The following is a 20,056-nucleotide window of genomic DNA, read 5'->3' on the forward strand; positions in this document are numbered from 1 at the left end:
CCGGCCGATGCGCTTGATCGAGGGGCGTGTCGCGCATCCGCGCCTTGGCGGATCGCTCCCAACGCACCATCCGGATGTAAGGGCTTCACGCCGCCGGGGCGCTTGGGATTTCGGATATCATCCCCTCGTGGGAGTTCCCGAACGGCGACTCCTTTCGGCGAAGGGTACCGGCAATTCAGTGGACCGGTGCTGCGGCCCGGATTGCCGCCGGATCTGGCGTCAGACGACCAGCAGGTGACCGACCAGGGTCCATCCGTAGATCACGCCGATCAGAACCGACAGGGAGACCACCTCACGCAGGAAAGCCAGCATCGACATGATCGCCTCTCTTCCGAGTGTTGCCCCCGTGACGTGCGGGGAAGGTTTTCGTCCGCCTCCCCGCCCGGCGCCGGCTTCTCGACCGAAGCCGGGTTCCCGTCGAGGACCGTGCCGGAAGAGGTAACAGAACGAAGAGAGAACGGCAACGGCAAAGTTTACGCTCCGTTCCTTTTTGTTCACGGTTTCTACCCGTGCCTGCCGCGCTTTCCTGCTGGTCGCTTTCCCGCCGCACGCTCCCCCTGCCCGGCCCACGCCCGCCCCCTTGGGCGGACCTCCGCCAGCCGTGCAAACGGAGTGGTGCCGCCGCGGCGGAGTGATATAAGTGCGACTTCGCCGTTGATGCTCCGGACCGATCTTCGCCCGGGGCGACCGGGCAAGTGGATGCCTGCGGATTTAGAGGAAGACCGTTCATGGAAGCCGCGAGTCAGCCGGCCGAACATCAGGCCGGCTCCGGTCATCGGCCCGCGCTGATCCTGGGCGCGCTCGGCGTCGTCTATGGCGACATCGGGACCAGCCCGCTCTACACCCTCAGGGAAGCCTTCGCGGAAACCGGCCTTCCACTCGACGAGCCGACGGTGCTGGGCATCCTGTCGCTGGTCTTCTGGGCCCTGATCCTGGTCGTGACGATCAAATACGTCATGCTGATCATGCGCGCGGACAACCGCGGCGAGGGCGGCGTGCTCGCGATGGGCGCGCTCGCCAGCCGCGGCGTGCGGCCGGGCTGGCGGGAACGCTCCATCGTGGCGCTGGCCATCCTGGGCATGGCGCTCTTCTACGGCGACTGCCTCGTCACCCCCGCCATCTCGGTGCTGAGCGCGGTGGAGGGGCTGAAGGTCGTCACACCCGTGTTCGAGCCCTTCGTCATCCCGATCACCATCGTGGTGATCGTCCTTCTCTTCGCGGTCCAGCGCCACGGGACCGGACGGGTCGGCGCCTTCTTCGGTCCGGTCATGCTGCTGTGGTTCAGCACGCTGGGCATTCTCGGCCTCATCCAGGTCTTCCATTGGCCGGACGTGCTGCGCGCGCTCAACCCCTACTACGCGATGCTGCTGTTCGGCTCGCACGGCTTCGTGGCCTTCATGGCGCTCGGCGCCGTCGTGCTGGCTGTCACCGGCGCCGAGGCGCTCTACGCCGACATGGGCCATTTCGGCCGCGGCCCCATCCGCGTCGCCTGGCTCTATCTCGTGCTGCCGGCCCTGCTGCTGAACTATTTCGGCCAGGGCGCCCTGCTGCTGCACGAGCCGGGTGCCCTGGAGAATCCCTTCTACCACCTGGCCCCGAGCTGGGCGCTGCTGCCGCTCGTGGTGCTGGCCACGGCCGCGACGGTGATCGCCAGCCAGGCCGTGATCTCCGGCGCCTTCTCGCTGACCCGCCAGGCGGTGCAGCTCGGCTATCTGCCCCGCCGCGAGATCCGCCACACCTCGGAGCACGAGATCGGCCAGGTCTACATCCCCCGCAACAACTGGCTGCTGCTCGCGGGCGTGCTGATCCTGGTCGTCGGCTTCGGCTCCTCCAGCAACCTCGCCGCCGCCTACGGCGTGTCGGTGACCGGCGCCATGGTGATCGACGCCATCCTGCTCGCCGTGGTCGCCTGGCGGCTGTGGAAATGGAACCCGCTGGTGATCGCCGGCGCCTTCACGGCCTTCCTGATCATCGACCTGGCGCTCTTCTCGGCCACGATGCTGAAGGTGCCGCAGGGCGGCTGGTTCCCGCTGGTCGTGGCTCTGGCCGTGTTCTTCCTGATGAGCACCTGGCGGCAGGGCCGCCGGCTGCTCTCCCGCCGGCTCTACGCCGACGCGCTGCCGCTGGACATGTTCCTGTCGCGCCTGTCGCCGCAGTCGCCGCAGCGCGTCGCCGGCACCGCCGTCTTCATGACCGGCAACCCCAACGTCGTGCCGCATCCGCTGCTGCACAACATCAAGCACAACAAGGTCCTGCACGAGCGGGTGGTCATCCTGAACGTGACCATCGACGACGTGCCGCGGGTCGGCCCCGACCGCGCCATGTCGGTGGAGAAGCTGGGCAAGGGCTTCTTCCAGGTGATCCTGCATTTCGGCTATCTGGAACAGCCGAACATCCCGCGCAGCCTGGAGCAGTGCCGCCGCTACGGCCTGCACATCGATATGATGGAGACCTCCTTCTTCCTGGGCCGCGAGACGCTGATCCCGTCGCGCCGCGACGGCATGCCGCGCTGGCGCGAACCCCTGTTCATCCTGCTGAACAAGACAGCGCTGTCGGCCACGGAATTCTTCTGCATCCCGCCCGGCCGTGTCGTCGAATTGGGTACCCAAGTCGAGATTTAATCGCCTGAACTAAAGGCATGAATCATCCCAATCGAAAGGCCAAGACACCAGTCCTAAGACTTAAGAATCAAAATTAGGAAGACTTTTCAAGGAACTCGGGGATTCCTAAGTACGTTCACGCGACTGACTAAGACGCGGTGGAGGAACCCCTATGACGCGCAGAGTGCTGATCACCGGCGGCGCCGGCTTTATCGGCTCCCATCTAGCTGATGAATTGCTGGCCCTCGGGCACCGCGTTCGGGTGTTGGATTCCCTGGAAGAGCAGGTCCATGGGGAAAAGGGCCGCCGCCCCGACTATCTCGCCCCCGACATCGAGCTTCAGGTCGGCGACGTGCGCGATCCCGATGCCGTCGCGCGCGCGCTGGAAGGCGTGGACGAGGTGGTCCACCTGGCGGCGCGCGTCGGCGTCGGCCAGAGCATGTACCAGGTCGGCGACTACACCGGCGTGAACGACCACGGCACGGCCGTGCTGCTGCAGGCGCTGATCGAGCGCCCGGTCGAGCGCCTGCTCGTCGCCTCCAGCATGAGCATCTACGGCGAGGGCCTGTATCTCGACGAGCAGGGCCGCGCCGTGGACGTGAGCAGCCGCTCCGTCGAGCAGCAGAAGGCCGGCCTGTGGGAGCCGGTGTCGCCGACCGGCGGCCCGCTGACCCCGGTCCCCACGCCCGAGACGCACCGCCCCGGCCTCGCCTCGGTCTACGCCCTGAACAAGTATGTGCAGGAGCGCCTCTGCCTGATCATCGGCGAGGCCTACAACATCCCGACCGTCGCGATGCGCTTCTTCAACTGCTTCGGCACGCGGCAGGCGCTGTCCAACCCCTACACGGGCGTGCTGGCGATTTTCGCGTCGCGCCTGCTCAACGGCAAGGCCCCGATGATCTTCGAGGACGGCATGCAGCGGCGCGACTTCGTCCATGTGGACGATGTGGTGCAGGCCTGCCGCCTCGGCCTCACCCACGCGAACGCGCCGGGCAAGGTCTTCAACGTGTCGAGCGGCGTCAGCCGCACCGTGCGCGACGTGGCGCAGAAGCTCGCCGTCTCCGTCGGCCGCCCCGACATCGAGCCGGAAGTGACCGGCACCTGCCGCATCGGCGACATCCGCCACTGCTTCGCCGACATCACGCTGGCCCGCGAGACGCTGGGCTTCGAGCCCAAGGTCCCGCTGGAGGTCGGCCTCGCCGAACTCGCCGAATGGCTGAGCCGCCAGGTGGCGGTGGACCGCGTCGATCAGATGCGCACCGAACTGGCCCGCCGGGGGCTGTCGGCATGAGCGATCTCGCACGGACCTCCAGCGGCAGGATCACCGCCGACAGCGTTCTGATCACCGGCGGCGCCGGTTTCATCGGTTGCAATCTCGCCCACCGGCTGGCCTCCGAGGGCCGCCGCGTGATCATCCTCGACAACCTGTCGCGCGCCGGGGTCGAGCAGAACCTCGCCTGGCTCCAGGCCACCCATGGTGACCGGATCGAGGCCGTCATCGGCGACATCCGCGACAAGGCGACCGTCGAGGCCGCCGTCTCCCGCGCCCGCGCGGTCTTCCACCTCGCGGCCCAGGTCGCGGTGACGACCAGCCTGGTCGATCCGGTGCACGATTTCACCGTCAACGCCGGCGGCACCCTGACCCTGCTCGAAGCCATCCGGGCGCAGAAGACCCCGCCGGCGTTGGTCTTCACCTCGACCAACAAGGTCTACGGCAAGCTGCCGGGCGTCACCTTCACCCGCGTCGGCGAGCGCTACGCCCCGCGCGACGCGCTGATGGCCGGGCGCGGCGTCGGCGAGAACCAGCCGCTGGACTTCGCCAGCCCCTATGGCTGCTCCAAGGGTGCCGCCGACCAGTATGTGCTGGACTACGCCCGCACCTACGGCATCCCGGCCGCCGTCTTCCGGATGAGCTGCATCTACGGCCCGCACCAGTTCGGGACCGAGGATCAGGGCTGGGTCGCCCATTTCCTGAAGGCCGCCCTGGCGGGCGAGGCGATCACGCTCTACGGCGACGGCCACCAGGTCCGCGACATCCTCTTCGTGGACGATCTGGTCGACGCGCTGCTGCTGGCCGTGGAGCGGATGGGGTCGATCCAGGGAGAGGCCTTCAACATCGGCGGCGGCATCGAGAATTCGGTCAGCCTCGTCGAGCTTCTGGAGCGCTTCCCCAGCCTGATCGGCAGGAAGGCGGACGTCCGCTTCGACGAATGGCGGCCGGGCGACCAGCCCTGGTACGTCTCCAACACCACGGGCTTCTTCGCCCGCACGGGCTGGCGCCCGCAGGTGGGGGTGGAGGAAGGGCTGATGCGGCTCTCCCGCTGGCTGACCGAGGCCCGCGCCGTTCCGGCCGACCGCCAGCGCGTCGCGTGAGGAGGATGGCCGCATGAAAGTCGCGCTCGTCAACCCGCCCTGGAGCTTCGACGGCAGCATCTATTTCGGCTGCCGCGACGCCCACCTGCCGCTGGAATACGGCTGCGCGAAGGCCCTGCTGGAGCGCGCCGGCCATGAGGTCGAGATCATCGACGCCCAGCTCTTCGGGCTGGACATGGACCAGCTCCGCACCCGTGTCGGGGCCTTCGCCCCCGACATGACCGTGGTCACGACGGCGCCCAGCTACCTGTTCTGGCGTTGCGCCCCGCCGGAGCTGCGGGTGCCCATGCAGACCGTTGCCGCCCTCCGCGACGTCGGCGGCCGCATGGTCGGCGTCGGCCCGCACGGCTCCACCACCCCGCGAACCGCGCTGCGCAAGCTCGGCGTCGAGGCGGTGGTGATGGGCGAGTGCGAGGAGGTGCTGGTCCGCCTTGCCGACACGTCCGACTGGCGCGCCGTCCAGCATGTCTGCACCTGGGCGGAGAAGGGTGGGGAGATCATCGTCAACGGTGGCCCGGCGGCCACGGTCTTCACCGACCTGCCGGCGCTGCACTGGCCCGACGAGTGGATCAAGCGCCACGACCACCACCATCACCGCTTCGACGGCGCCCCCACCGGCCCCGGCGCGGAGGTCGAGGCGTCGCGCGGCTGCCCCTATCACTGCACCTTCTGCGCCAAGGAGAATTTCCGCGACGGCTACCGCAAGCGGCCCGTCCCGGTGATCCTGGAGGAGATCGACGGGCTGATCGCCCAGGGTGTCGAGTACATCTACTTCATCGACGAGATCTTCCTGCCCAACCAGCCGCTGCTGGAAGCGCTCGCCGAGCGCCCGATCAAGTTCGGTATCCAGACCCGGCTCGACCTGTGGAAGCCGCCGATGATCGAGCTGCTGGGCAAGGCCGGCTGCGTCTCGATCGAGGCGGGGGTGGAAAGCCTGACGGTCGAGGGCCGCGCCGCACTCGACAAGAAGTGCCGCATGGGCACGGACGAGCTGTCCCAGCGCCTGATCCTCGCCAAGCAGGTCGTGCCCTTCGTCCAGGCCAATCTGATCCTGTCCAAGGAGGACGACCCGGCGGAGATCGCCGCCTGGCGCGACCACATGCGTGCCCACGGTGTCTGGGCCAACGATCCGGTGCCGCTGTTCCCCTATCCCGGCTCGCCGGACTACCGGATGCGCTGGGGCCTGCCCGACGACGACGCGTGGGAACGGGCGGTGGATTTCTACCGGACCAGCTACGGCCGCTTCAGCGACTTCCAGGAGCAGGCGCCCATGCCGCTGAACGAGCTGGAACGGCTGGAGCCCTTGCCCCTGCGGGCGGCGGAGTAGCCCCATGAGCCGAGGCGCGCCGTCCGCCCTGCCGTCCCGTGTGCTGATGACGGTCGATGCGGTCGGCGGCGTCTGGGACTATGCGATGGAACTGGGGCGCGGGCTGTCCCGGCTCGGCGTCTCCACCTCCCTGGCCGTCATGGGGCCGGCGCCGGACGAGGCCCGCCGCGCCGTGGCGGCGCGGATCCCCGGCCTGACGCTGGACGAATCTCCCCTCCGGCTGGAATGGATGGACGGGGCGGAGCAGGACCGTCAGGCGGTCGGCGACTGGCTGCTGGAGCTGGAACGCCGTATCCGCCCGGACGTCGTGCATGTGAACGGATACGCCGACGCGTCCCTGCCGTTCCGCGCGCCGGTGCTGTGCGTCGGCCACTCCTGCGTCCTGTCCTGGTGGCGCGCCGTGCTGGGGGAAGACGCGCCACCCTCCTGGGACGGCTACGCCGCCCGCGTCGCCGACGGGCTGCGCCTCGCCGACATGGTGACCGCACCGACCCAGGCCATGCTGGACGCGCTGGCCCGGCACTACGGCCCCCTGCCCCGCGCGCGCGTCGTCCCCAACGGGCGCGACCCGCAGCTCTACCATCCCCTGATGAAGCGTCCCTTCATCCTGGCCGCCGGCCGGGTCTGGGACAAGGCCAAGAACATCGAAACCCTCGATTCGGTCGCCGGACGGCTCGGCTGGCCGGTCTTCATCGCCGGGGACGACCGTGGGCCGGACGGCCAGCCGAAGCCGCCGGTCCATGCCCGCCATCTCGGCCTGCTGCCGCCGGACCAGATGGCGCGCTGGTTCGGCCGCGCCTCGATCTTCGCCCATCCCGCCCGCTACGAGCCCTTCGGCTTGGCACCACTGGAGGCGGCCCTGTCGGGCTGCGCCCTCGTGCTCGGCGACATCCCGAGCCTGCGGGAGCTGTGGGACGGTGCGGCCCTCTTCGTCCGCCCCGATGACGGCGCCGGGCTCGCCCGCACGCTGGGGACGCTGATCGACCAGCCGGAACGCGTCAGGACGCTGGCCGGACTGGCGCGCCGCCGGGCGCTGGATTACGGCGCGGCGCGGATGGTGCGCGGCACGCTCGACGTCTACGCCGAACTGATCGCCAAGTCCCGCCGGGACCAGACCCTCGCCTAAAGGCGGAGCGGATCTCCTCCTCCTGAACCGCCTATGCCCGGCTAGGCGCGCCAGACTACCGCTTTTCCCAGCCTTCGCAGCCGCACCGCGAGGCAGGAAAGTAGAAGAAGAAGCTCGGGGACCGGCAACCATGCCGCTCCCCGGCGCGTTCCTTCCGACATGCCCCCTTCACAGACCAAGTGGGAGCCGATGCGCTTCGTCATCTTCTGCCATTCCCTGGTCTCCGACTGGAACCACGGCAACGCCCACTTCCTGCGCGGAGTCGTCCGGGAACTTCAGGCCCGCAGCCACGCGGTCCGGGTGTTGGAGCCTGCCGGCGGCTGGAGCCGCGAGAACATGCTGGCCGAGGCCGGCGAGGCGGCGGTGGCCCGGTTCCATGCGGTGTTCCCGAGCCTGAGGTCCGAGACCTACGACTTCGACTCGCTCGACTTGGACGAGGCGCTGGACGGCGCCGACGTCGTCCTGGTGCATGAATGGACCGACCCGGCTCTGGTCGCGGCGATCGGGCGCAAGCGCGCGGCCGGCGGGCGCTTCCGCCTGCTGTTCCATGACACCCACCACCGCATCGTCTCCAAGCCGGAGGAGATGGCGGCGCTGGACCTGTCCGCCTACGACGGCGTGCTGGCCTTCGGCGAGGTGCTGCGCCAGCGCTACCTGGATCTGGGCTGGGCCGGCCGCGCCTGGACCTGGCACGAGGCGGCGGACACCGTGCTGTTCCGCCCCATCCCCGGCGAGCCGCTGGAAGGCCAGCTTGTCTGGGTCGGCAATTGGGGCGACGACGAGCGCACGGCGGAGCTTCACGAGTTCCTGCTGGACCCGGTCAAGAGGCTCGGGCTCAAGGCGCGGGTCCACGGCGTGCGCTACCCGGCGGACGCGCTGGAGGCCCTGCGCGACGCCCGAATCCAGTATGGCGGCTGGCTGCCCAACCACGAGGCGCCGAACCTCTTCGCCCGCCACCGGGTGACGGTGCATGTTCCCCGCCGCCCCTACGTGCAGGCCCTGCCCGGCATCCCGACCATCCGGGTGTTCGAGGCGCTGGCCTGCGGCATACCGCTGGTCTGCGCGCCCTGGGACGACGCGGAGGGGCTGTTCCGCCCCGGCACCGACTATCTCGTCGCCCGCGACGGCAAGGAGATGACGGAGCATCTGCGCGCCGTCCTGTCCGACCGCGACCTCGCCGCCGGCCTCGCCCGCAACGGGCTGGAAACCATCCAGAACCGCCACGGCTGCGCCCACCGGGTGGAGGAACTGCTGGCGATCTGCCGCACGCTGGTCGCGCCCGCTCGCGAATCCGCCATGCCCGCAACCGCATTGAAGGAGGGCATCGTCTGATGGCCGGCCTCGACATCGCCTTTTACGGATCAAGCCTCGTGTCCGCCTACTGGAACGGGGCGGCGACCTATTACCGGGGGATCATCCGCGCGTTGGCCGCGCGCGGCCACCGGGTCACCTTTTACGAGCCGGACGCCTACGAGCGGCAGAAGCACCGCGACATCGCCGATCCGCCCTGGGCCAAGGTCGTCGTCTATCCGGCGACGCAGGAGGGGCTGAACCGCGCGCTGGAGATGGGGCGCGGCTCCGACGTGGTGGTGAAGGCGAGCGGCGTCGGCGTCTTCGACGACGAGCTGGCCGAGGGTGTCCTGTCGATACGGCGGCCCGGCGGGCTCGCCATCTACTGGGACGTGGACGCGCCGGCGACGCTGGCCGAGCTGGACGCCAACCCGTCCGCCGTGCTGCGCCGCGTGATCCCGGACTATGACATGGTGCTGACCTACGGCGGCGGCCCGCCCGTGGTCGACGCCTTCACGGCGCTGGGCGCCCGGATGTGCGTGCCGGTCTACAACGCGCTCGACCCGGACACCCACCATCCCGTGCCCTACGACGAGCGGTTCGACACCGACCTGACCTTCCTCGGCAACCGGCTGCCCGACCGCGAGGAGCGGGTCGAGCAGTTCTTCCTGGACGCCGCATCCCGCCTGCCCGACCGCCGCTTCCTGCTGGCCGGCAACGGCTGGCACGACAAGGCCGGGGTTCCGGCGAACGTCCGAACCATCGGCCACGTCTACACGGCCGACCACAACGCCTTGAACTGCTCCGGCCTTGCCGTGCTGAACATCAGCCGCGAGAGCATGGCGCGGATGGGCTATTCGCCGGCCACCCGCGTCTTCGAGGCGGCCGGGGCCGGCGCCTGCCTCATCACCGACCATTGGGTCGGCATCGAAATGTTCCTGGAGCCCGACGTCGAGGTGCTGGTCGCCCGCGACGGTGCCGAGGTGGCCGAGCATGTCGCCTCCCTGACGAAGGAACGCGCACGGGACATCGGGCAGGCGGCGCTGAAGCGCGTGCTGGCAGACCACACCTACGACAGCCGCGCCGTGCTCGTGGAAAAGCTTCTGACCGGCGCCGACGCGAGCGTGAAGGAGGGCGTGTGAAGATGCGCACGTTGAACGTCGTCGTGCTGGGCCTGTCCATCACCTCCTCCTGGGGGAACGGGCACGCGACCACCTTCCGCTCCCTGCTGAAGGGCATGGCGGCGCGCGGGCACCGCGTGCTGTTCCTGGAACGCGACAAGCCCTGGTACGCCTCGAACCGCGACATGCCCCGGCCGGACTTCTGCCAGGTCGCCCTCTATGACAGCCTGGACGAGCTGGACGGCCGCCACGCCCAGGCGGTGCGCGAGGCCGACCTCGTGATCGTCGGCTCCTACGTGCCGGAAGGGGTGGCGGTGTCCCGCTGGGTCCAGGACACGGCCGAGGGCGTCACCGCCTTCTACGACATCGACACGCCGGTCACCGTCGCCCGGCTGGAGCGCGGCGACACGGAGTACATCTCGACCGAGGTGCTGCCCGGCTTCGACCTCTACCTGTCCTTCACCGGCGGCCCGATGCTCGACCGTCTGGAGCGGGAGTTCGGCGCCCAGCGGGCCCGCGTCCTCTACTGCTCGGTCGATCCCGACGGCTATTACCCGGAGCTGGGACCGGTGCGCTGGGACATGGGCTATCTCGGCACCTACAGCGACGACCGCCAGCCGACGCTCGACCGTCTCCTGACCGAGCCGGCCCGCGCCTGGGAGCGCGGCTCCTTCATCGTCGCCGGGCCACAATACCCGGCCACCATCCAGTGGCCCGGCAACGTTGAGCGGCTGGACCATCTGCCGCCGGCCGAGCACCGGCGCTTCTACAACTCCCAGCGCTTCACCCTGAACGTGACCCGCGCCGACATGGTGGCGGCGGGCTGGTCGCCGTCGGTCCGGCTGTTCGAGGCGGCGGCCTGCGGCACCCCGATCATCAGCGATCCCTGGGACGGGCTGGAGACGCTGTTCAAGCCCGGCGAGGAGATCCTGATCACCAACGACACCGAACAGGTGGTCCGCTGGCTGCGCGACACGCCGGGCGACGAGGCTCGCCGCCTCGGCCGCGCCGCCCGCCGCCGCGTGCTCGCCTCCCACACCGGCCTGCGCCGCGCGGCCGAACTGGAAGGCTACGTCGCCGAGGTCCGCGCCGGCGGGCTGGCCGTGCGGGCGCTGTAGCGGGGGCGGCGCGGGCGCCTGGAAGGGGAAAGCCCGGTCAAAGCGGACGGACCGGCTCGGCGAGGGCCGGCCCGTCCGCCGCCACGCGGTTGCGGCCCCCGTTCTTGGCCCGGTACAGGGCTTGGTCGGCGCGGTGGATCACCCGGTCCAGCGTGTCCTCCGGCCCCTGCATGCAGGCCACGCCGATGCTGGCGGTGAGCTGGAACGGCCCCTCCGGGCCGAGGACCGGCGTGCGTTCCAACTGCTGCCGCACCCGCTCCGCCACCCTCAGCGCCACCTCGGCCGGGGCGCCGGGAAGCAGCACGACGAACTCCTCCCCGCCCATGCGTCCCAGCAGGTCGTAGCCGCGCAGGAGGAGCTGGCAGCAGCCCGCCACCATGCGCAGCGCCTCGTCGCCCGCCACATGGCCGTGGGTGTCGTTGATCGACTTGAAATGGTCGAGATCCAGCACGAAGACCGAGACGGGCTTGTCCAGCCGTTGCGCGCGCAGCACCTGCTGGCGCGCGAGGTCCATGAAGGCGCGGCGGTTGTGGATGCCGGTCAGCGGATCGCGCGAGGCCATGTCGCGCAGCGTCTCCTCCATGGAGCGCCGTTCCGTGTAATCGTAGATCCAGGCGAGATTGACCGGCGTGCCCAGCACCACCGCCTGGTTCACGGTGAACAGGGCCCAGAAGGGCGAGCCGTCGGCGCGCTGGAACTCCACCTCCATGTTCACGACGGAGCCCCCGGCCTTCAGCCGCTCGACCACGCGGCCCCGCTGGTCGGCGTCGCGGTAATAGTCACGCGCCAGGCTGCCGACGATGCGCTCGCGCGGCAGGCCGATCAGTTCCGCGAAGCGGGTGTTGGCGAAAAGGATGCGCCCGTCGCTGCGCCGGGACACCGAGACGCCGATGGGGCTCTGCTCCAGAATGGTCTGCAGCCGCGCCTCGGTCGGTATGCCTTCCGACAGGTCGTTGATGACGCCCACGATCCCGGCGAGCCGCCCCGATTCGTCGGCGAAGGCGGCTTTGGTGATGCTCGTCCGGCGGGTCGAGCCGTCGCCGAAGGGCACCTCCTCCTCATAGCTGTGCAGGTCCCAGTCCGCGGCCAGCGCGCGGTCGCGCTCCACATGCGGGCTGGCGAGGTCCGGTCCCATCACGGCCAGCGACGATTTCCGGACGATGGCGTCGCGCGTCAGGCCCGTGTAGCGCTCGAAGGCGGGGTTGCAGTCGATGAACAGCCCGTCCCCGTTCTTGATGAAAACGGGGACCGGCAGCGTCTCGAACAGGACTTCCTTGATCCGGAACTGGTCGCGCTGCTCGGCCGCCGTGCGCCGGTACCCGCTGACGTCGGTGAGGATCCGCAGCGTGAGGACCTCGCCCCTGGCGGGCAGCGGGCTCACCGCTTCGGACAGCCAGACGACGCCGCCGTCCCGGTGCAGGAGCGGGCGCTCACCAGGACGCCCCACCCCCTCGCCCTGCCCGGCCTCTCCGCCAGTTCCGGGCGCGAGCAGCCCCATCGCCAGCCCGCGCAGGCCCTGCGCGGGATAGCCGAGAAGGTCGTGCAGGGCCGGGTTGGCGTAGAGGATGGTCCCGCCGGGTGCTGCGATGCACACGCCGGCCGGCGACGCGTCGAAGACGCTCCGCCAGGATTCCATCTCCCGCTCCCGGCTTCCCGCCGACTCCACCCTTCCGTCGATGGGATTGAGCATGGTGCCGAAGGCTTGTCCTTTTGCCGCCTCCGGTACGGTTCCGGACGCGCGGCGGTCATGATTGCCAGATTATTGACGCAGCTAACAATTTATTTTCGACTAAGAACCGCTCTTTTCCTCAACCGCCGCTTCCTGCAGGACGGCGCGTAGCCGCGCGGCGGCTGCGGCGTTGGGCGGAAGACCGAAGCGGAGCCAGTCGTTCCGGCGCTCGAACCGGCGGACCAGGATGCCGGCGCGGCCGAGCGCGCCATAGAGATCCGGTGCGCGGGCGCTGGCGGCCAGACAGAAGAGCGGGGTCCCGCCGAGGACGGTCAGGCCCGACTCGGACAGCAGCCGATCGAGCGCGTCCGCCTCGCGGGCCAGCCGCGCGCGGGTCGCCGATATCCACTCCTCATCGGACAGGGCGCCCCTGGCGACCTCCAGGGCCGGGCCGGACACCGCCCAGGGGCCGACCGCCGCGCGCAGTGCCTCCGCCATGCCCGGTGCGGCCAGCGCGACGCCAAGCCGCAGCCCCGCCAGCCCGAAGAACTTCCCGAAGGAGCGCAGCACCAGAAGCCCCTCCATCCCCGGCGCGGTCCCGACGGCGGCGGCGACGCTGGCCTCGGGATCGGGGTCGGCGAAGGCCTCGTCCACCACCAGCCAGCCGCCACGCGCGGACTGGCGCGCGGCCAGCGCCAGCAGGGCGTCCGCCGGCAGGACCCGGCCGTCGGGGTTGTTCGGATTGACGACCACCAGCACGTCGCCCTCCAGCTCGTCCGGCGAGGCGGATTCCATGACCCGGTGCCCGGCGGCGGCCCAGCAGGCGGCGTGCTCGGCGTAGGTCGGGCCCAGCACCGCGACCGTTCCCGGCGCCCGCAGCCGCGGCAGGAGCTGGATCAGCGCCTGCGATCCGGACGCCGCCGCCACATGCCCAGCCGAGGGCGCCCCGTAACGGGCCGCCGCCGCGGCGCGCAACCCTTCCTCCGCGGCGCTCGACGGCAGGCGGGTCCAGGCGTCGGCGGACAAGGTGGGCACCGGATAGGGCCAGGGATTGATCCCGGTGGACAGGTCGATCCAGGGCTCCGGCGCGCCCGCGAAGGCCGCCCGCGCGCCGTCCAGATCGCCGCCATGCAGGATCCCGTGCAGCGGGGTCTTGGTTAGCGGCGCCGATTTCGCCATGATCCCGCCCTTTCCCGTCGTCATCAGGAAGCCGCCCCTTGGAGTTTCACCCGTCCGTCCTGGCCGCCGCCCTCGTGATCGAGGCCCTGGCCGGCTATCCGGACGCTCTCTATGCCCGTATCCGCCACCCGGTGGTGTGGATCGGTGCGCTTATCGCGCAGCTTGACCGCGCGCTCAACCGTGACGGCGATTCCTTCGGAACGCGCAAGGCCGCGGGCGTCTTGGCGCTGCTGGTCCTGCTGCTGGTCACCGGCGGTGCCGCCTCGGCCATCGCGGAGCTGTGCCGCATGCTGCCGCTGGGCGGATTGTGGGAAGCGCTGCTCGCCTCCACCCTGCTCGCCCAGCGCAGCCTGCATGATCATGTGGCCGCCGTGGCCGACGGCTTCCGCCGGGGTGGGCTCGAGGGCGGGCGCGACGCCGTGTCGCGGATCGTCGGCCGCAACCCGGCGACCCTGGACGAGCCGGCGGTCTGCCGCGCCGCCATCGAGAGCCTGGCGGAAAACTTCTCCGACGGCATCGTGGCGCCGGCCTTCTGGCTTCTGGTCGGCGGGCTGCCGGGCATCGCGCTCTACAAGGCCGTCAACACGGCCGACAGCATGATCGGCCACCGCACCCCACGGCACGAGGCCTTCGGCTGGGCGGCGGCGCGGTTCGATGACCTCGTGAACCTGCCGGGCTCCCGTCTCGCGGCGCTGGCCATCGCCGCCGGCGCGCGCTTCACCCCTGGCGCCTCGGCCGGGGAGGCCTGGCGCTCGACGCGCCGCGACGCGCGCCGCCACCGCTCGCCCAACGCCGGCTGGCCGGAAGCGGCGATGGCCGGCGCCCTGAACCTGCGTCTCGGCGGCCCCCGCACCTACGGCGCCACCCGCATCGAGGACGCCTGGCTCGGCCCCGGCCGCACCGCCGCCACGCCCGACGACATCCGCGACGCCCTGTCGGTCTACCGCCGTGCCTGCATGGCCCTGCTCGCCGGGGCCGCGCTGCTGGCCGTGGTTTGGTAGCCGGGCTTTCAGCCCGCCGCCGCCAGCAGCCCGTCCACGTCCAGATGCTCCTCCAGCCGCTCGGCCAGGGCATCGAGCGCGCGTTCGACCGTGGCGGCGTAGGAGCGGCCCGAGGCTTCTCCACCCAGCGCGTGGAGGAAGGCCGCCCGGAAGCCGTCGGCGCCGAACAGGCCGTGCAGGTAGCAACCCAGCACGCGCCCGTCCTCCGACACCGCGCCGTCCCGACGACCATCCTCCAGCGCCAGCATCGGGCGGGCGCGGTCGGGGCCATCCGTGCGGCCCATGTGCATCTCGTAGCCGGCGACGGCGGCACCGGTCGTGCGTTCGCTGCCCGCCGCCTCGGTCAGCACCTTCGGCCCCAGCAGCACCGTCTCCACGTCGAGCAGACCCAGGCCGGCCGCCTCGCCCGGCGGCCCCTCGATGCCCTCGGGGTCGGCGATCCGGCGGCCCAGCATCTGGTAGCCGCCGCAGATGCCCAGCACCCGGCCGCCACGCCGCCAATGGGCCATCAGGTCGATGTCCCAGCCCTGGGCGCGCAGGAAGGCGAGGTCGGCCAACGTCGTTTTGCTACCGGGCAGCACGATCAGATCGGCGTCGCCGGGCAGCGGGCGGCCCGGCGGGACCATGGTCAGGGCCACGTCCGGCTCCTGGGCCAGCGGGTCGAAATCGTCGAAATTGGCGATGCGCGACAGCATCGGCACGGCGATCCGGATCCGGCCGCCCGCCCGCGCCGTCCAGTTATCGAGCGCCACCGCGTCCTCCGCCGGCAGCATGGCCGCCTCGCGCAGCCAGGGCGCCACCCCGAAGCCGCGCCAGCCCGTGCGTTGCTCGATGACGGACAGGCCGCCGTCGAACAGCCGCACGTCGCCCCGGAACTTGTTGATGAGGAACCCCTTCACCAGGGCCCGCTCGTCGGGCGGGAGCAGCGCGTGGGTGCCGACGAGACTGGCGATCACGCCGCCCCGATCGATGTCGCCGACCAGCACCACCGGCACGCCCGCCGCCGTAGCGAAGCCCATGTTGGCGATGTCGCCGGCCCGCAGGTTGACCTCCGCCGGGCTGCCGGCCCCCTCCACCAGGACAAGGTCGGCTTCGGCCTTCAACCGCTCGAAGCTGTCGAGCACGACCCCGAGCAGCCGGCCCTTGCGCGCCTGGAAGTCGGCGGCCTTTAACGTGCCCTCGACCTTCCCCCGCACCACCACCTGGGACCCCAGGTCGGACTGCGGCTTCAGCAGGACCGGGTTCATGTGGACGGTGGGCGCTACGCCGCAGGCCCGCGCCTGGAGCGCCTGGGCGCGGCCGATCTCCCCGCCGTCGGCCGTGACGGCGGCGTTGTTGGACATGTTCTGCGGCTTGAAGGGCCGCACCGCCAGGCCGCGCCGCGCGAAGGCCCGGCACAGCCCGGCGACCAGCAGCGACTTGCCGACGTCGGAGCCGGTGCCCTGGAGCATGAGGGCGCGGGCCACGGTCAGAACTCCACCCCGGCCTGGGCCTTGATGCCGGCCTCGAAGGGGTGCTTGACCAGCGTCATCTCGGTGACGAGGTCGGCGGCGGCGATCAGCTCCGGCTTGGCGTTGCGGCCGGTGACGCAGACATGCAGCTCCGGCCGTCGCCCCGCCAGCGCGGCGACGACCTCCTCCAGCGGCAGGTAGCCCGTGCGCAGCACGATGTTCAGCTCGTCCAGGATGACCATCCCGTAGCGCGGGTCGGCCATCAGCTCCAGCGACTTGGCCCAGGCCGCCTTCGCTGCGGCGATGTCCCGCTCGCGGTCCTGGGTGGTCCAGGTGAAGCCCTCGCCCATCGTGTGCAGGTCCACCAGATCCTCGAACCGCTCCAGGGCGACCTGCTCGCCTGTGGACCAGTTGCCCTTCACGAACTGCACGATGCCCACCCGCATGCCGTGGCCGACGGCGCGCATCGCCAGCCCGAAGGCGGCGGTGGACTTGCCCTTGCCGTTGCCGGTGTGGACCATGAGGAGACCCTTCTCCTCCGTCCGGGAAGCCAGCCGGCGCTCCTGGAGCGCCTGGCGCTTCTTCATCTTCTCCGCGTGGCGGAGGTTGGCTTCCGCCTGGGACTCGGTCGCGTCATCCGGGCTCATGCCGGCTCTCCCTTCATGTACAGCGGCAGTCCGGCCGCGACGAAGACCACCCGGTCCGCCGCCGCCGCCACCGCCTGGTGCAGCCGCCCCGCCTCGTCGCGGAAGCGGCGGGCGAGCGCGTTGTCGGGCACGATGCCGAGCCCGACCTCGTTGGAGACGATCACCACCCGCCCTTCGCCGTCGGCCAGCGCGGCGAGCAGGCCGCGAGCCTCCGCCGCGGCCTCGCGCTCCTCCGACATCAGGTTCGACAGCCACAGCGTCAGGCAATCGACCAGCACGGAGGTTCCCGCGACGGCGTGCCGCCGCAGCGCTCCGGAGAGGTCCAGCGGCTCCTCCACCGTGGTCCAGCCCTGGCCGCGCTCCTCCCGGTGGCGGGCGATGCGCTCGGCCATCTCCGAATCCCAGGCTTGGCCGGTGGCGATGTAGACCCGGCGGTCCGGAGTCGCCGTCACCAGCCCCTCGGCGAAACGGCTCTTGCCCGACCGGGCGCCGCCCAGGACGAATGTGACCTCGGCCGCCATGGCTGCTCCCCCTCGCAAATGCGCTCTCGGATCGGTGGAGCGGGGATGGTTAGCCGAAAAGCGGCCCGCCTGCAAAGCGCCATCGCACCGGAAGAGGCAGAGGCCGGCACCCTTTTGATCCACTCAAGCGGGGTATTCCCAAATGCTTGACCAACAAAGGCTGTGGTTGCGGGTTCAATGTAGAAGCCGGAGGGAATCCGACATAGATCCAACACGGAGCGACCGGATCGTCATGCCTCAGGCAGGACGCATCGAAACGGACGCCGCGACGAACGAGGGAACACCGTGAAGAGTTATGCCTCAAAACGCGTGCTGGTGACTGGCGGCGCCGGCTTTCTGGGATCGCACCTGTGCGAGCGGTTGCTGGCCGAGGGCTGCGACGTCCTGTGCGTGGACAATTACTTCACCGGTTCGCGCGACAACGTCGTCCATCTGCTGAAGCATCCGCGCTTCGAGCTGATGCGCCACGACATCACCATCCCGCTCTATGTGGAGGTGGACCGGATCTTCAACCTGGCCTGCCCGGCCTCGCCGGTGCACTACCAGCACGACCCGGTGCAGACCACTAAGACCAGCGTGCACGGCGCCATCAACATGCTTGGCCTCGCCAAGCGGCTCGGCGCACGCATCTTCCAGGCTTCCACCTCGGAGGTCTACGGCGATCCGGAGGTGCACCCGCAGCCTGAGGAATACCGGGGCAACGTCAACCCGATCGGCCCGCGTGCCTGCTACGACGAGGGCAAGCGCTGCGCCGAGACGCTGTTTTTCGACTATCACCGGCAGCACGGGCTGTCGATCAAGGTCGCGCGCATCTTCAACACCTACGGGCCGCGCATGCACCCCAACGACGGGCGCGTGGTGTCCAACTTCATCGTCCAGGCGCTGAAGGGCGAACCGATCACCATCTACGGCGACGGCAGCCAGACCCGTTCCTTCTGCTACGTGGACGACCTGATCGAAGGGTTCGTCCGGCTGATGGACAGCCCCGACGACATCACCGGCCCGATCAACATCGGCAACCCCGGCGAGTTCACGATCCTTCAGCTCGCCGAGACGGTCATCCGCCTCACCGGCTCCAAGTCGCGGATCGAACGCCGCCCCCTGCCGACCGACGATCCCAAGCAGCGCAAGCCGGACATCACCCGCGCCAAGAGCCTGCTCGGCTGGGAGCCGTCGATCCGGCTGGAGGAGGGGCTCGGCAAGACCATCGCCTACTTCGACGCGCTGCTCGGCCAGGAGGCGCTGCGGCCCGCAGCGGAATGATCCGTCACCGCGGCGGCGCGGCCCTGTCTGCGGCCTTACCAGGGCGTGCCGTCGCGATGGAAGAACTCGTCCTCGTTCCGGCAGACGAGGTCGTCGTCGGGATAGAAGCACTCGTCGCCGGAGGTGCGGTCTCCGATCTCCAGATAGGCGGCGGGCGCGCCGCTCCGGTTGACGAGCTGGTGCCCGTCCGGCCGCCCGGCGAGGAACCCCGCGCACATGCCCGGCGTCAGGACCTGCTCGCCCGCGTCGGTGACCAGCGTCAATTCACCCTCGACGACGTAGACGAACTCGTCCTGGCGCGTGTGCCAGTGGCGCAGTGCCGAGGCCGCGCCGGGATCCAGGCGCGTGATGTTCACCCCGAAATTGGTCAGCCCGAACCGGTCGCCCAGCCGGACCCGCGCCCGCCCGGACACCCGGTGCCGGAAGGGCTCCGGATAGCCGGTGGCGCCCTTCTCCGCTTCCAGGGCATGAGCGTCCAGCGCGACGGGTCCAGCTTCGGCTGGGTTGGACGGAATCTCATCGGACGGCATCGGCTTCTCCCTTGGCGCGGATCGTGCCGCCCGAGTCTGGTCGAGCCGCCGGAACCCGTCAACCGCACCGTCCGCCGCGCGGCGTCCGGCACGGATGCCGCCGCCGGCTGTTGAAGCATTCCGTACGCAAAGCCAGAGGGAACCGGTGCCGATGGAGACAGAGGTCCACATTCCGCCCCTGGGTCTGCCGGGAACGCTGACCCTTCCGGAAGGCTTCCGCGCGGCCGTCCTGTTCGCGCACGGATGCGGCAGCAGCCGCCTCAGCCCGCGCAACCGGCATGTCGCCGCCGGCCTGCGGCGCGCAGGCTTCGCAACACTGCTGATCGACCTCCTGACCGAGGAGGAGATGCAGGACCCCGCCAACGTCTTCGACGTTCACCGCCAGTCCGACCGGCTGCTTCAGGCGATCCGCTACCTGCGCGCGGAGACGCCGGTCGAGCGGATGCCCGTCGGGCTGTACGGCGCCTCTTCCGGCGCCGCGACCGCACTGATGGCGGCGGCGCGCGCGGCCGAGCATGACGGGGTGGAGGCGGTGGTCTGCCGCGGCGGGCGCCCCGACCTCGCCGAGGAATGGCTGGAGGGCGTCGCCGCCCCGACCCTGCTGATCGCCGGCGGGCGCGATGGCCCGGCGATCGCCATCAACACCCGCGCCTTCGAGCAGCTCCACTGCGCCAAGGCGCTGGAGGTGATCCCCGGCGCCGGCCGCCTCTTCGAGGAGCCGGGCAAGCTCGACACCGTCACCGACTCGGCCCGCTCCTGGTTCGCCACCCACCTGTTGAAGGTGGACGCCTGAGGGGAGAGGATCGGTACATCATGATTGGCGGCCTCGCTTGCCTGAAC

General features: G+C 70.4%; 17 protein-coding genes. 11 read left to right on the plus strand and 6 right to left on the minus strand.

What is annotated here, in order from left to right; genetic code table 11:
• The first annotated feature begins 728 nt into the window (after window positions 1–728).
• From JUB11_RS10305 to JUB11_RS10340, 8 genes are all read left to right on the plus strand, one after another.
• Window positions 729–2,621 (plus strand): potassium transporter Kup, encoded by a 1,893-nt coding sequence (locus JUB11_RS10305; RefSeq protein WP_207458446.1) that lies wholly within the window; start codon window positions 729–731, stop codon window positions 2,619–2,621.
• A 151-nt stretch (window positions 2,622–2,772) separates the two neighbouring features.
• Complete coding sequence (locus tag JUB11_RS10310) at window positions 2,773–3,891, plus strand: NAD-dependent epimerase/dehydratase family protein (protein WP_207458447.1); 1,119 nt, start codon at window positions 2,773–2,775, stop codon at window positions 3,889–3,891.
• The gene (locus JUB11_RS10315) at window positions 3,888–4,973 is read left to right on the plus strand and encodes an SDR family NAD(P)-dependent oxidoreductase (RefSeq protein WP_207458448.1); all 1,086 of its coding nucleotides are present in this window, start codon (window positions 3,888–3,890) and stop codon (window positions 4,971–4,973) included. The genes JUB11_RS10310 and JUB11_RS10315 overlap by 4 nt, the downstream gene beginning before the upstream one ends.
• 13 nt (window positions 4,974–4,986) lie before the next feature.
• Complete coding sequence (locus tag JUB11_RS10320; protein WP_207458449.1) at window positions 4,987–6,300, plus strand: TIGR04295 family B12-binding domain-containing radical SAM protein; 1,314 nt, start codon at window positions 4,987–4,989, stop codon at window positions 6,298–6,300.
• A gap of 4 nt (window positions 6,301–6,304) precedes the next feature.
• The gene (locus tag JUB11_RS10325) at window positions 6,305–7,426 is read left to right on the plus strand and encodes a glycosyltransferase family 4 protein (protein ID WP_207458450.1); all 1,122 of its coding nucleotides are present in this window, start codon (window positions 6,305–6,307) and stop codon (window positions 7,424–7,426) included.
• 159 nt (window positions 7,427–7,585) lie between these two features.
• Window positions 7,586–8,758, plus strand: coding sequence for a glycosyltransferase (locus JUB11_RS10330; protein WP_348771404.1), 1,173 nt, complete (start codon window positions 7,586–7,588; stop codon window positions 8,756–8,758).
• Entirely contained in the window at window positions 8,758–9,858 is a 1,101-nt protein-coding gene (locus tag JUB11_RS10335) for a glycosyltransferase (RefSeq protein ID WP_207458451.1), read from the plus strand. The genes JUB11_RS10330 and JUB11_RS10335 overlap by 1 nt, the downstream gene beginning before the upstream one ends.
• 2 nt (window positions 9,859–9,860) lie before the next feature.
• Window positions 9,861–10,955, plus strand: a complete 1,095-nt coding sequence (locus tag JUB11_RS10340; protein ID WP_207458452.1) for a glycosyltransferase — start codon at window positions 9,861–9,863, stop codon at window positions 10,953–10,955.
• Between the two features lie 37 nt (window positions 10,956–10,992).
• Here the strand turns inward: JUB11_RS10340 and JUB11_RS10345 are convergent, their stop codons facing one another.
• The gene (locus JUB11_RS10345; RefSeq protein WP_207458453.1) at window positions 10,993–12,645 is read right to left on the minus strand and encodes a diguanylate cyclase; all 1,653 of its coding nucleotides are present in this window, start codon (window positions 12,643–12,645) and stop codon (window positions 10,993–10,995) included.
• A 99-nt stretch (window positions 12,646–12,744) separates the two neighbouring features.
• Window positions 12,745–13,827 (minus strand): threonine-phosphate decarboxylase CobD, encoded by a 1,083-nt coding sequence (cobD, locus tag JUB11_RS10350; RefSeq protein ID WP_348771405.1) that lies wholly within the window; start codon window positions 13,825–13,827, stop codon window positions 12,745–12,747.
• Window positions 13,828–13,841: 14 nt separating this feature from the next.
• Here cobD and cbiB point away from each other — a divergent pair, with 14 nt between their 5' ends.
• Entirely contained in the window at window positions 13,842–14,804 is a 963-nt protein-coding gene (gene cbiB, locus JUB11_RS10355; protein ID WP_207458454.1) for an adenosylcobinamide-phosphate synthase CbiB, read from the plus strand.
• A gap of 8 nt (window positions 14,805–14,812) precedes the next feature.
• On the opposite strand, the gene JUB11_RS10360 is transcribed toward cbiB, so the two are convergent.
• The 3 genes from JUB11_RS10360 to cobU are packed head-to-tail and all read right to left on the minus strand — an operon-like array spanning window position 14,813 to window position 17,423.
• Window positions 14,813–16,255 (minus strand): cobyric acid synthase, encoded by a 1,443-nt coding sequence (locus JUB11_RS10360; RefSeq protein ID WP_207458565.1) that lies wholly within the window; start codon window positions 16,253–16,255, stop codon window positions 14,813–14,815.
• A 17-nt stretch (window positions 16,256–16,272) separates the two neighbouring features.
• The gene (gene cobO, locus JUB11_RS10365; protein WP_207458455.1) at window positions 16,273–16,902 is read right to left on the minus strand and encodes a cob(I)yrinic acid a,c-diamide adenosyltransferase; all 630 of its coding nucleotides are present in this window, start codon (window positions 16,900–16,902) and stop codon (window positions 16,273–16,275) included.
• On the minus strand, window positions 16,899–17,423 hold the full coding sequence (gene cobU / locus JUB11_RS10370) for a bifunctional adenosylcobinamide kinase/adenosylcobinamide-phosphate guanylyltransferase (RefSeq protein WP_207458456.1): 525 nt from the start codon (window positions 17,421–17,423) through the stop codon (window positions 16,899–16,901). Before cobU ends, cobO begins: the two co-directional genes overlap by 4 nt.
• A gap of 285 nt (window positions 17,424–17,708) precedes the next feature.
• On the opposite strand from cobU, the gene JUB11_RS10375 reads away from it, so the two are divergent.
• Entirely contained in the window at window positions 17,709–18,686 is a 978-nt protein-coding gene (locus JUB11_RS10375) for an NAD-dependent epimerase/dehydratase family protein (RefSeq protein WP_207458457.1), read from the plus strand.
• Window positions 18,687–18,721: 35 nt separating this feature from the next.
• Here the strand turns inward: JUB11_RS10375 and JUB11_RS10380 are convergent, their stop codons facing one another.
• Window positions 18,722–19,216, minus strand: a complete 495-nt coding sequence (locus tag JUB11_RS10380) for a cupin domain-containing protein (RefSeq protein WP_207458458.1) — start codon at window positions 19,214–19,216, stop codon at window positions 18,722–18,724.
• 151 nt (window positions 19,217–19,367) lie between these two features.
• Between JUB11_RS10380 and JUB11_RS10385 the strand changes: the two genes are divergently transcribed.
• Window positions 19,368–20,009 carry a dienelactone hydrolase family protein gene (locus JUB11_RS10385; RefSeq protein WP_207458459.1) on the plus strand — a complete coding sequence of 214 codons (642 nt, stop codon included), beginning with the start codon at window positions 19,368–19,370 and terminating at the stop codon, window positions 20,007–20,009.
• Window positions 20,010–20,056 lie beyond the last annotated feature (47 nt).

It is taken from the genome of Azospirillum sp. SYSU D00513, assembly GCF_017356015.1.
Classification (GTDB): Bacteria; Pseudomonadota; Alphaproteobacteria; order Azospirillales; family Azospirillaceae; genus Azospirillum.